The organism is Paraburkholderia sp. CI2 (assembly GCF_014201055.1).
Taxonomy (GTDB): domain Bacteria; phylum Pseudomonadota; class Gammaproteobacteria; order Burkholderiales; family Burkholderiaceae; genus Paraburkholderia; species Paraburkholderia tuberum.
The window spans coordinates 21974-35057 of sequence record NZ_JACHDL010000036.1; the positions used below are offsets into that span (position 1 = coordinate 21974).

Sequence of the window (13084 nt, forward strand, 5' to 3'; positions counted from 1 at the left end):
TTCGAAACCTATAACGGAGACTGACGCATGGACTGCAGTTGCTGTATTTCACCGAAGCGCCGGCGCTTGCTCCGAACGATGGCCGCACTCGCCGGCGGCCTCGCCTCGGGCGTGCCGGCCACGGCCGCCACCACGAATCCCGCCGCAGGCGTTGCAGGCAAAGCCGGCGCCGCGGGCAAAGGCCGCTCGATCGATATTCACGCGCACTACTACCCCGACAGCTATTGCGAACTGGTGGGCAGCGAAGGCGCAAAGTTCGGCGGCAAATTCACGTGCGACGCAACCAGCTTCAGCTTCCAGACGCCCGCCGGCGGCCTCGGCCCCCTGCCGCTGAAGTTCATCAAGATCGACGAACGGCTCGCCGACATGGACGCCTCCGGTGTCGATATGCAAGCGCTGTCGTTGAGCGTGCCGATGGTGTACTGGGCCGACCGCGCCTTCAATGCAAAACTCGCGAGAACGTGGAACGCGTCGGCATCCGCGATACATGTGCAGTATCCGAACCGTTTCGTCGTGCTGGCCACGCTGCCGATGCTGAACGCGCACGACGCGATCGACGAACTCGAACGCGCATCCGGGTTGCCGGGCGTGCGCGGCGTCTACATGGGGACCAACATCAACAACCGGGATCTCGACGACCCGCTGTTCGAGCCGGTCTTCGCACGCATCGAACAACTGGACCTGCCGGTGTTTCTGCATCCGCAGCAGACGGTCGGCGGCGCGCGACTCGGCGACTACTACCTGAGCAACCTGCTGGGCAATCCGTTCGACACTGCGATTGCCGGCTCGCATCTGATCCTCGGCGGCGTGATGGACAGGCATCCGAAGCTGAACATCACGTTGCCGCACGCCGGCGGCGCATTACCGATCCTGATGGGCCGCATCGACGCAGGCTGGACGGTGCGCCCCGAAACGCGGCGGCTCGCACAGAAGCCGAGTAGTTACCTGCGCCGCTTCAATTACGACACGGTTTCCCATTCCGGTCCCGTGCTCGACTTTCTGATCCAGAACATCGGCATCGACCGGCTGGTGCTCGGCAGCGACTACTGCTTCGACATGGGCTACGAGCAGCCGGTCACTTTCCTCGATCGCCTCGACCTTCCGTCCGAGCAAAAGAATCTGATTCTCGGCGGCAATGCGGCACACCTGCTGAAGATTTAACGCAGATCGCCCGCCCCTGCGACGGCGGGCATCTGTTCGATTACCGAGGCGGGAAACATGGCGGCGGCATTCGCCGGCGTGCTGATTTTATTAATTGTCCTGAGGCGGGATGCACCCGCCAGTTCGCACAGGCATCATTCAGCGGTGACACGCCAAGGTTCGACCCAACGGAAAGCCACCTTCAAAGGCCCACGGCTCGCGCAATCGTTCGGACCGGGTTCGCCATGACGCGTCAACGGCCGGCGTTTTCCTCCTGCCTCCTGCCAACCGTCGCGAACCCCTATACGTGCGGATGAGAAGCGTGAATGCATGAGTGACAGCGCTAGCCCAATGTAGGGCTAGCGCAAGGCCGCCGCGGATCGTATTGTTTCCACATCAGGCAAGACGTGTTGTCGGAATCAACCCGATCAAGAGGTAACAGCGGCTATGGACAGAATCTTCAGCATGCGCGTGTTTTCGCGAGTCGCGGAAACCGGTAATTTCAGCGCAGTTGCCAAACATATGGACTGCAGCGCCGGTAATATTTCACGCGCCGTGGTATCGCTCGAAGAGCATCTCCACACGCGACTCCTGCAGCGCACCACGCGCAGCGTCTCACTCACCGAGTGTGGCGAGCGCTATTACCAGCGCTGCAAGAAAATCCTCGCCGATATCGACGACGCCGATGCGGAAGCGAGCGACGCGCACACGCTGCCGCGCGGCAAATTGCGGGTGCATGCCGTGCCCGACATCGGCCTGAAACAGTTGACGTCCACTATTGTCGAATACCGGCACGCCTTTCCCGCGGTGTCGGTTGATCTGAAACTGCTGCCGCATATGGCGAATCTGATCGAAGACGAGTTCGACGTCTCGATCGTGTCCGCTTCGTCGTTACCGGATTCGCGCAATGTGAGCCGGCTGATCGGCCGGTGCGAGCGTATTCTGGTCGCCGCGCCGGACTACCTCACGCGGCATCCGATCCGCACCATCGCCGATCTGCCGAACCACGCGCTCATGCAAACCAGTTCGTCCTTCGATCCGCCCGCCGAGTGGCCGTCCGAGCTTGCCGGCGATGCCGTGGGTGAAACGGAGCCGGCCGGGCATTTCGTCGTCAACAATATGCAGGCATTGCGGGTTGCCCTGCTGGCGGGCGCCGGCGTGGGCGCCGTGCCGACCTATTCGGTTGTGGACGAACTCAGGGAAGGCAAACTGGTTCAACTGTTTCCAGAGTATCCGCTTCAGACCACCAATGTGTTTGTGGTTTATTCGTCCCGTCAATTCGTCGATGCGAAGATAAAGACCTTCGTTGAATTTCTGGTCGTGGCTCTCAAACAGAAAATCGATTTGCGAATTACGAATCTGGCGCCGGCGGCCGTGCACACACCCGCTCAACTGGCGCTTCAGCCTTGAAGGACAAGGCTCTGCGAAAACCGCCGAGTTAAATTATCGCTTGCAACGTCCAAACCTGAACGAAAATTAATAACCCTCGTAAATAATTTCCGAGATAATCGCGGTACTCCGCTGGTTATTACCATCTCTTGATTTTGGCAACGCGAACGGGCTTGTGAATTTAGCGCGACGACAGAGGTGACGGATCATGTTGAACCTTACAGAAACTTCAAACGGCACGGCCGCCCGAAAGAAAGACTCGCTTGGATGTCTTTCTAATCAGTTGCATAAAGACATTGAACTCGAGGCAGGCGACTTCACGTTTTATCGCAAGTGCCGCCGCGAAGAGAAAACCAGCGAAGTAGCCACGCCCGCCTCCGATCGAGGCTTCCTGATCGGCGTGTCGCTCACTGCCGGCCACCGCCGGCGCATCACGTCAGGCGCACGCTCGGCATTGCACGACTTCGAGAAAGACTCGGTCTACATCCGCAAATTCGAAGAGGACTACCGTGCCGATCTGCACGGCTCATTCGATTTCGTGCTGGTGGAGTTTTCACGCGTCTTTATCGCGAACACCGGCTACGAGCGAAACGGTTCGACCATCAGAGGCTTTTCCACGCGGCCGGGTCACAAGGACGCCATATTCGGCCATCTTGCGCAGGTGCTCGCACTCAAGTGGCCAGACCGGGCCGGCGGCTTTCGAGTCTGCACGAAGCGCGCGGCAAAGACATACTGCTCGCGAAGACCCACGGCAATGTATCACTCGAAGAGATCGCGAGCGCCTGCAATCTGTCGCGCAGCTACTTCAATCGCGCGCTTCGCGAGACCACCCATTGCACGCCGCATCAGTGCTTGCTGGAGCAGCGCATCGAACGCGCACGCCGTCTGCTGCGCAGATCCGATTCGTCGTTGTCCGAAATCGCGATCGCATGCGGCTTCACCGATCAAAGCCATTTCACGCGAACCTTCTCGCAACTGGTCGGCACGCCGCCGGGCAACTGGCGCCGGCACGGCGGCAACTGGGTCTCGCACCAGACACGGCTTGAACACGGCGGACTCCAACCACGCCGATAGACTTTCCTGCAAAGCATCGCACTCGACTGCGCGTTTCCGCCGATGGCGACCCGCTTGCAGAGCAGCCTGCAAAGCCCACACGCAAGCGGGCCACGAAACAACGCGAATCACACACGCCGACGACTACCGCAACGGCGCCGCCGGCCTGCTTGGTTACGACTTGATGAACTCCAGCAGGTCCGCGTTCACGCGGTCCGCGTGCGTCGTGCACATACCATGCGGCGCACCTTCGTAAATTTTCAGCTTCGCATTCGGCATGATTTTCGACGACAGTTTGCCGGAGTCGTCGAGCGGCACGATCTGATCGGCGTCGCCTTGCAGCACTAGTGCCGGCACCGTCACCTTCTTCAGATCTTCGTTGAAATCGGTTTCCGAAAACGCCTTGACGTAGTCGTAGAGACCCTTGATCGAACCGAGCATACCGATCTGCCAGAACGAATCGATCGTGCCTTGCGACACCTTTGCATCCGGACGATTGAAACCGTAGAACGGCACGGCCAGATCCTTGAAGAATTGCGAGCGGTTATTCTGCACGCTCTCGCGAATACCGTCGAACACCGAAATCGGCAGACCACCCGGATTCGCTTCCGTCTTCAGCATGATCGGCGGCACTGCCGAGACCAGCACGGCCTGGGCTGCCGAACGCGCTGGTCATCACTCCGCTGTCGGATCAGTCGGTGTTCGTGAAGTCGGCGATCACCGGTGTGGTGCGCGAGGCAATGATCGCGGCGTGCCTCACAGCCGTGATGATCCTGCTGTTTCTGGGCAGCTGGCGCGCCACGCTCATCATCGCCGTGTCGATTCCGCTTGCCGTGCTGACCTCACTGATCGCACTGTCCGCGCTGGGCGAGACCATCAACATCATGACGCTAGGCGGCCTCGCGCTGGCGGTCGGCATTCTCGTCGACGACGCCACCGTGGCGATCGAGAACATTACCCATCACATCGAGAACGGCGAGCCCTTGCACGATGCAATCCTGAATGGATCGGGCGAAATCGCCGTGCCGACCTTCGTGTCGACCTTGTCGATCTGCACCGTGTTCGTGCCGATGTTTCTGCTCTCCGGCGTGGCGCACTATCTGTTCGTGCCGCTCGCCGAGGCGGTGGTGTTCGCGATGTGCGCGTCGTACTTCTTCTCGCGCACACTGATCCCGACCCTCGCGATGTATCTGATGCGCGCGCCATCGAAAGACGTAAAAGCCGCGCAGGGACGCTTCGGCGCGCTCGTCCGGTTTCAGGCGGCCTTCGAACATCGCTTCGAAAAGCCGCGCGGACGGTATCGCAATGTGCTGCAAGGAGCGATTGCTCATCGCGGCCGCTTCATTTGCATTTTCCTCGTGCTGTGTTTCAGCTCGCTCGCGCTGATCCCGTTCGCGGGCCGCGACTTCTTTCCCGCAGTCGACACCGGCGAAATCCGTCTGCATCTGCGCGCGCCCACTGGCACCCGCATCGAACAGACCGTCCGCATTACCGACGAAGTCGAAGCGACGATCGCCAGCGTGATTCCCAAGCAGGATCAGGCGGCAGTGCTCGACAACATCGGCGTGCCGGTGAGCGGCATCAATCTGACCTACGACTCGTCCGACCCGATCGGCCCCGAGGACGCCGACATCATGCTGACGCTGAAACACGGCATCGGCCCGACTTCTGGTTATGTCGCAAAGCTGCGCAACGTGCTGAACGCGTCGTTTCCCGGTGTGACCTTCTCGTTCCTGCCGGCCGATATCGTCAGCCAGATTTTCAACTTCGGCCTGCCCGCGCCAATCGATATCCAGATTGTCGGCAACAAGCTCGACGACAATCGCGTCGTGACGGATCGCCTGCTGGCGAAACCGCGCAGCGTGCGGGGTCTTGTCGATGCACGCATCCAGCAGCCGGGCGACGAACCCGCGATCGACGTCGACGTCGATCGGACGAAGGCCATTCAGGCCGGCCTCACTCAGCGCGACGTCGCGCAGAATCTGCTGATCGCGCTATCTGGCAGCTCGCAAACCACGCCGAACTTCTGGCTCGATCCGAAGAATGGCGTGAGCTATCCGCTGATGGCCGAAGTGCCGCAGTACGACATTCACTCGCTGCAAACCCTCGCGAACATTCCGGTTACGACATTCGGCCTCACTACAGGCGCGCAGAATCTGCTCGGCACGCTCGGCATGATGTCTCGCAGCACGCAGCAGGCCGTCGTCTCGCACTACAACGTGCAACCGGTGCTCGACATCTTCGCTTCGACACAAGGGCGCGATCTGGGCGGCGTCGCAACAGACGTGTCGAAGCTCGTCGACGAAGCGCGTGCGCAATTGCCGCCCGGTTCGTCGATCGTGATTCGCGGCCAGGTGCAGTCAATGAACGAATCATTCGGCGGCCTCGAGGCCGGCCTTGTGTTCGCTATCGCGCTCGTCTATCTGCTGATGGTGGTGAACTTCCAGTCGTGGCTTGACCCGCTGATCATCGTGAGCGGCCTGCCCGGCTCGCTCGCCGGCATCTCGTGGATGCTGTAGTTGTTTACGATGCAGTGCACGTCGAGTTCAGCCGGTACGGCCTTGTCGATTTCGCGCAGAAACGACAGGAACTCCTGATGCCGATGACGCGGCTTGCAGGTGGCGAGCACTGCGCCGTTGAGTACGTTCAGGGCGGCGAACAGCGTGGTGGTGCCGTGACGAACGTAGTCATGGGTAACGCCTTCGACGTAACCGAAACCCATCGGCAGCATGGGTTGCGTACGTTCGAGGGCCTGACACTGGCTCTTCTCGTCCACGCACAGTACCAGCGCGTTCTCCGGTGGGCTCAGGTACAGGCCGACCACGTCGCGCACTTTCTCGATGAAGAATTGATCGGTCGAGAGCTTGAAGCTTTCGCTGCGATGCGGTTGCAGGCCCAGCAGCTTGAAGTAGCGGTGCACACTCGTCGGCGAGATAGCCGTTTCGGCGGCGATCGTGCGCACGCTCCAGTGCGTGGAGCCATCCGCTGGCTTGGTGTGCAGGGTCTTGTGAATCAGTTGAGCCAGGCGCTCATCGTCAATCGTGCGCGGCTTGCCGGGACGCACTTCGTCATACAGCCCGTTGATGCGATGCTCCAGGAACCGGATACGCCACTTGCCCACCGTAGCACGCGTGATCTGAAGACGCTGGGCAATTGCGCTGTTGGGTTCCCCGGCAGCAGCAGCCAGCACGATGCGCGCACGCGTCACCAGCGCCGCCGAAATCGAGCGCGAACGCGCTATCGAAGTCAGTTGCGAGCGCTCATCTTCACTCAATACCAGGTCGGCCTTCGGTCGTCCCATGGGCATGCTGGTATCTCCCGTTCCGTTGATACCAGCATGCTACGTGAACATAGATTAGTTAACAACAGAACGGGACACTAGGCCGCTGCCGGCAAAGTGAAAACGAACACCGTTCCGCGTGGCTCGCCCGGGCCGGCCGTCAGTGTGCCGCCGTGCGCTTCGATGATGGATCGGCAGATGGCAAGCCCCATTCCCATGCCGGTTTTCTTCGTCGTGAAGAAGGCGTCAAAAATGCGCGATGCGATGTCCGCATTTATCCCGCTGCCGTTGTCTCTCACGGACACGACCACCGAGCCCTGATCGCCGACGTTCGACGTCACGCTGAGCAGCCGCTGCCGCGCATCGAGATGGCCCATCGCATCCGCGGCATTCATGACCAGGTTGAACAACACCTGCTGCAATTGCACCCGGTCGGCCATCACCGAACGGTTGGCGCCCAGATCGATTCGCACCACCAGGCCGCGTTGCTCGATTTCCGCCGCGGCCAGTTCGAAGACCTCGCGCACCACATTGTCGACATAAGTTGGCACGAAGCTCGGCTTGGCTTCCTTCGCGAGAGACTGCAACGCGCGGATGATGTCGCCCGCCCGCTTGCCGTCCTTCACGATATCGCGCAAGCCGTTCAACGCTTCAGGAATGTCCGGCACCGGCCGGTTGAGCCAGCGCACGCCCGCGCTCGCATTCGACACGATCGACGCCAGCGGCTGATTGATTTCGTGCGCGATCGATGCAGCGAGTTCGCCCATCGTCGTCGCACGCGACGCCTTCGCCAGTTCGAGCTTGGCGTTCTGCAACGCCAGTTCGGTAGTATGCCGGTCGGTCACATCCGTTACCACGCCGACAAAGCTGCTCACGCCCGAGGGCTCGCCGAGCACTTCGAGGTGCTTGAGCGTGCCGTCCGGTGAAACGATCCGGAACTTCTGCCTGAATGACGTGCGATTGCGCGCGGCCGGCTCGACGACTTCCTGATAGAGCGCGACGTCTTCGGGATGAATCCGGTCGAGAATCGTCTGGGTGCCGGGGCTGCCGGCGTCCATCGGCAGGTCGAATACGCTGTAAAGCTCCTTCGACCAATAGCGTTCGGCTGTCAATGTGTTCCAGATGTAGCTGCCCGAGCGGCCGATTCTTTGTCCGAGCGCGAGGGCCTCCTCACTCATGCGCAAGGCCATTTCCGTTTCCTGGCGCCGCTTGTTTTCTTCGAGCAGTTCCGCGTAAAGGCGCGCCGTTTCGAGCGAAATGGCCGCTTGCGAGGCCAGCAATTCGAGCACAGACGTACGGCTTTCCGTGAACACGCCCGCGGTCAGATTGTTCTCCAGATACAACGCGCCGACGGCATTGCCCTGTTTGACGAGCGGCAAGCAGCACACGGAGCGAACCAGGCGTTTCGCAAAGGCTACGTCGAATGAAAAGCGCGGATCGTGTTGCGCATCTTCCACCACGACCGGCTTGCGCGTGCGCAGCGCCGTATAGAACACCGAAGCCGGCAGATCTTCACGCGTGAGCTGGTCGCCGCCCAGCGCCACCTGAACGCCGTGCGGTGCATCCTGCCCGCTCGCTTCGATAACCGGCACATTGCCCTTCAACAGGATCAGCATCCCGCTCTGCGCGCCAGCGTGCACGATGGCCAACGTCACGAGCGTGCGGATGAGTTTGTCGAGCACGATCTCCTCGGAGAGTGCCTGCGACGACTTTAAAGCGGCGACGAGATCGAACCGCTGTTGCGCATCGGCGATCTCGATCGAGGGACGCGACGCGACCGGCTGCTCGAACGACAATTGCGCTGGACGCCCGCTGCGCTCGAGTAGCTCGACTTTGGCCAGCGCGCCCCAACGCATGTAGCTGTCGATCGCGCGACGGCGATGGTGGCGCGCTGCGCTGAAAAGACCATTCGCCTCGCAGCACAGCGACGCCATCTCGTGAGCCAGCGCATTGCTGTGATTGAAGCCGCTTTCGGATGCCACTGCGGCGGCCTGCTCGTACAGCGCCATGGCCGCAAGCGGCGTGCCGTTCAGGCGCGCCACCTCGGCTTCGACCAGCAGCAGTTTGTCGCGGAAGGTCGCCGGGTTGAGTTGCGCCCAGGTCCTCACTCTCGCGAGATGTGGTTCGATCCGCGCGACGGCGTGAGCCGCCTCGCCTTCGGCGGAATAGACCTTCGCGATAGCGAGCGCGGCGTAGAGGTGATAGTCGAGCAGGTGAATGTGCGCGGGCGTCGCCCACTTGAGTTCGCCCGCTTCGGCAAGGCAATACAACGCGTTCTGATAGTCACCGTGAAAGTAGCAGGAAACCCCTTTCAGCAGCCAGATCCAGAAGCGCAGCGTGGTCATCTGCGTGTCGAGCAGGTCGGAGTCGAACGTCATGCGTCCGTCGACCACGACGCCGAAATTGCCAGGCAGCCCGGGGCCGCCCGTCAAACTGTGCACGTAGCGTTTCTGCAGTTCGAGGATGTCTTCCACGTCCTTGAAGCGCACGCGTCTTGCGAACGAGAGGCCGAGATCGATTTCCCTGTCGACCTGCTCCAGTGGCGCACCGATCGTCAGCAGATCGGAGACGATGTGATTGCACGAGTAGCAGCTCATGGTCAGATCGCCGCTGGGGCGCGCCGACTCGAAAGCGTTGCGCGCGCATTCCAGCACGTAGGGCAGCGGCTGGGTCCAGACGGCGATCGTATCGAGCGCAACCAGCGTGCTCGTGACTACCGCGTTGAAACCTCGCGTTTCGACCAGCGTGCGCGCCAGCCGCGAGAATTCGAAGCCTTCCTCATAGCGGCCGAAAAACTCCCCCACGTAGACGCCGAACCACGAAAGACAATGTGCGGAAGCCGCCGTGATGCCGTGATCGATCGTGAGCTGCACCATATGGCACAGATGCAGGAAGCCGAGCCGTTCGTTCACGAACGACGCCGGCGCATAGACGCTTGCCAGCAGGTTCATCTCCGATTCGATCTTCTCGTCACGCAAGATCGGCAGATCCGCGAGCGAGGCGATCGTGCGCGACGCGAGCGAATCATTGAGCCGGCTATACGCGGCCTCGACATCGGCGGCCTCCGGATAGCGCGGCAGGTAGGTGCCGAACAGCTTGACGCCCTCGAGCGCGGTTTCAACCGCGGCTTCGTAGTCCGACAGATGCTGCTGCATGTCGACTTTCAGCTTGTAGACCGATGCGCGCGCAACGATCGAGAGATCCTGGCGCAGCAGCTTCGCGATCTCCGTGGCGGCTGCATCGAAATTCGCGTTCAGGATGTAGCACTGCACCCGCAGCACGCCAATCTCATAGCCGAGCGATTGCGCGTAGTCTTCGCCGCTCGCGTCGAGCAGCTTTTGCGCGACGTCGAGATAGCTCAGCGCGGACTGCATGGCGATCGCTTCTTTCGCGTGACGCGCCGCCTGCAGACAGATTCTCCCGAATGCCTTCGTCTCGCCCGAATCCAGATCGCGCAACGCGCCGGCTGCCTGAGCCCGTTCGATGTGGTGCGCGATGTCGAACGCCGAATTCTGCACGGCCCGCACGCCGAAATCTTCCATCAGAATGCGGGCGATGCGCGCATGCTCGACACCGCGCTCGTCTGCCGGAGTCAACGCGTACGCCGCCTCCTGAATCCGGTCGTGCGCGAAAGCAAAACCCATCCGGTCGGACACGACGAGACCTGCCTTGATCGCCGGATGCAGACGCCGCTCCAATTCCACGCCGCCGGCACGGTCGATCCGTACCAGCGTCGATCTGTCGAGCCGGCGCCCCATGAACGCAAGCAGCTTGAGCATGGCCTGGGCATCCCGAGGCAGGCGCGACAGGCGCGCTACCATCAGGTCGACTACGTTATCGGACGATTCATATTCGCCGATACGATCGATATCCCACGTCCATCTACCGGCCATGCCATCGTAGGCGATCAACTGCTGGTCGGCCAGCGCAAGCAGCAGTTGCTTGACGAAAAACGGATTGCCACCGGTCTTTTCGTGGACGACCGCCGCCAACGGATAGACGTGCGCGGCGTCGCAATGCAGCGCGTCGGCGAGCAAGGACATCACGTTCGCGGTATCGAGTGGCCCCACGGCGAGCGTGGTGACGCGCGCGCCGGTGCTTGGCGGCGACTTGAGAAAGGCCTTGAACTTGGGCGAGCGGTCAACCTCGTTGTCGCGGTAAGCGCAGATCAGCAGCACGTGCCGGATCTCGACGGTCGCCACGAAGTTCGCAATGAAATTCAGCGTGGCGTCGTCGAACCAGTGCACGTCGTCGAAGAACAGGATCAGCGGGTGCGCTTGAGTCGCGAAGACGGACAGCAGACGCGTGATCAGCGCCTGAAAGCGCAGTTGCGCTTCCACCGGCGGCAGATCCGCCACATCGGGCTGCGCGCCGAGCACCAGCTCCAGTTCGGGAATGAAACCCACGATGAGTTTGCCTTGCAGCCCGATCGCTTCGCGCAGTACCTCGCGCCAGCGGTCCAGATCGCTATCGGTCTCGCCGAGAATGCGCTGGAACAGCGAGCGTATCGCCTGCATCAGCGGTGCGTAGGGCGCATTCTGCCCGTACTGTTCGAGCTTGCCCGAAGCGAAGAGCGTGGAGGTCTGCGCGGTAGCGCGGTGCACGCTGCGTACGAGTTCGGATTTTCCCGCGCCCGAATAGCCGGACACGAAGATGAGTTCGGCCGCGCCCTGCATCGCGTTGCGCTCGAAAGCGCCGAGCAGCGCCTTATATTCGACCGCGCGACCGAACAACCGATGCGTGACGGCGAGATTCCTGACGTTGTCTTCCGCGGCGGGTTCAAACGGAACGATGTGCTGCATCTCGTTCCAGTCGGCGAGACAGCGGCGCAGATCGGCCTCGAGGCTCGACGCGCTTTGATAGCGCTCGCCAGGGCTCTTGGCCAGCAGCCGGAGCACGATCGAACCGAGCACCGTGGGCAAGGACGCGCGATATTGCCGTGGATTGGCGGGCTGACGGGCGACATGGTTATAAACCCATTCGACGGCGTCGGCCGCCTCGAAAGGCAACTGGCCGGTCAGCAGTTCGTAGAGAGTGACGCCGAGCGAATAGAGATCGCTGCGCTCGTCGGCTTGACCTTCCGCACGTCGGGCCTGCTCCGGCGACATATAGGCGAGCGTGCCGTACAGCGTGTCCGACGATTCTGTCGAGGGATCGCCGGCCAGGTTGAATGTGTCGCGAAAGCCCAGCAGGCGCACCGTGCCGTCCGTGCCTTCCAGCAGGTTGGACGGCTTGATGTCGCGATGCAGGACGCCACGCGTATGCGCGAGCCGCAAAGCGTGCGCGGCGCCGACCGCGATCCGCAAAAACCGGCTGAGTGAGATCGTGCCGTCAGCCGGCGGCAGAACCAGCGCACCGCCGTTGTCTTCGTACACGAGTATCGGGCCGCGCGCGAGACGCACGAGCGCGAGCGGCCGCACAGCCCACGCCGAATCGAGTTTGTCGGCCGGGGCGAACTCCTGCTGCAAACGCCGGAATACGGCTTCGGAGGGCAGATCGGTGGGCACGGCAACCACCCACGACTGCGCGCCGTCCGGTGTTCTCGCCCGATAGCGCACGATGTTGCCGTCGACCAGCAGCGCTTCGAGCACGAGCTGATCGAACCAGACCTGATCGAAATGCACAGTGGCGCCGGCCTCAGGGGACGCCCCGCGAAATCCCTCGATAAATGCCTCTGTGCTCACTTCGCTTCTCCATGTCGTTCGATGGCAATCGAAATGGAATCGAGTAACACGTCTTCTGCAAAGGGCTTGCGCAGAAAAGCCACGGCGCCGTGCTGCATCGCGCGGCGAACCGTTTCGTCGTCGCCTTGCGCGGACATGAACACGACAGGAATGTGCCGCTGCTTCTCGATCAGTTGACGGTGCACGTCGACTCCTTGCATGCCTCGCATTCTAAAGTCGAGCAATACGCACAGGGCGTCGTCGTCCACGATACGAACAAAGCTCATTGCTACGGTTTTCCCCTTGCGCCAACGTGACGGTTCGGCTCGGTTTCGGACGCGCTTTCTCCACGGCGTCCGGCGCGTCCGGATCCGGCTCATGCCCGGTTTTCTTTGCATGTTAGGTGCCGCTCCCAGCCTGACACTATCACACTTGGGTATAACGCCGTCATGCGGCGCGGCAGACCTGCCGAGCCCTATGTAGGATGGTCCGCTTGCGCCATATCTCTTACTGTGAGGCCGTGACGCGACGGCCCGACACCGGCCCGCACCGCCTTTGG

Annotated in this window: 5 protein-coding genes and 3 pseudogenes; 4 read left to right on the plus strand and 4 right to left on the minus strand. The window is 61.6% G+C overall.

Annotated features, from left to right (window positions below):
• The first annotated feature begins 78 nt into the window (after positions 1-78).
• The 3 genes from HDG32_RS32860 (at position 79) to HDG32_RS37345 (ending at position 3603) form a co-directional block, all read left to right on the plus strand.
• On the plus strand, positions 79-1161 hold the full coding sequence (locus HDG32_RS32860) for an amidohydrolase family protein (RefSeq protein WP_260336680.1): 1083 nt from the start codon (positions 79-81) through the stop codon (positions 1159-1161).
• Between the two features lie 444 nt (positions 1162-1605).
• The gene (locus HDG32_RS32865; protein ID WP_311540533.1) at positions 1606-2550 is read left to right on the plus strand and encodes a LysR family transcriptional regulator; all 945 of its coding nucleotides are present in this window, start codon (positions 1606-1608) and stop codon (positions 2548-2550) included.
• 654 nt (positions 2551-3204) lie between these two features.
• Entirely contained in the window at positions 3205-3603 is a 399-nt protein-coding gene (locus HDG32_RS37345) for a helix-turn-helix transcriptional regulator (protein WP_409340072.1), read from the plus strand.
• Positions 3604-3756: 153 nt separating this feature from the next.
• On the opposite strand, the pseudogene HDG32_RS32875 reads toward HDG32_RS37345, so the two are convergent.
• Positions 3757-4239: pseudogene (locus HDG32_RS32875) on the minus strand (alpha/beta hydrolase); the annotation flags it as partial.
• Here HDG32_RS32875 and HDG32_RS32880 point away from each other — a divergent pair.
• Positions 4209-6101, plus strand: a pseudogene (locus HDG32_RS32880) (efflux RND transporter permease subunit); the annotation flags it as partial. The pseudogenes HDG32_RS32875 and HDG32_RS32880 overlap by 31 nt on opposite strands.
• On the opposite strand, the pseudogene HDG32_RS32885 reads toward HDG32_RS32880, so the two are convergent.
• The 3 genes and pseudogenes from HDG32_RS32885 to HDG32_RS32895 form a co-directional block, all read right to left on the minus strand.
• A pseudogene (locus HDG32_RS32885) lies at positions 6080-6889 on the minus strand (IS630 family transposase); the annotation flags it as partial. The pseudogenes HDG32_RS32880 and HDG32_RS32885 sit on opposite strands and share 22 nt — an antisense overlap.
• 71 nt (positions 6890-6960) lie before the next feature.
• Positions 6961-12546, minus strand: a complete 5586-nt coding sequence (locus HDG32_RS32890) for an ATP-binding sensor histidine kinase (RefSeq protein WP_184073710.1) — start codon at positions 12544-12546, stop codon at positions 6961-6963.
• Complete coding sequence (locus HDG32_RS32895) at positions 12543-12923, minus strand: response regulator transcription factor (RefSeq protein WP_260336681.1); 381 nt, start codon at positions 12921-12923, stop codon at positions 12543-12545. Before HDG32_RS32895 ends, HDG32_RS32890 begins: the two co-directional genes overlap by 4 nt.
• Positions 12924-13084 lie beyond the last annotated feature (161 nt).

Excerpts from the sequence above, each read along its gene's own strand:
- HDG32_RS32860 (WP_260336680.1), top strand. The coding sequence starts at position 79 with ATGGCCGCACTCGCCGGCGGCCTCGCCTCGGGCGTGCCGGCCACGGCC.
- HDG32_RS32865 (WP_311540533.1), top strand. The coding sequence starts at position 1,606 with ATGCGCGTGTTTTCGCGAGTCGCGGAAACCGGTAATTTCAGCGCAGTT.
- HDG32_RS32895 (WP_260336681.1), bottom strand. The coding sequence starts at position 12,923 with ATGCAAAGAAAACCGGGCATGAGCCGGATCCGGACGCGCCGGACGCCG.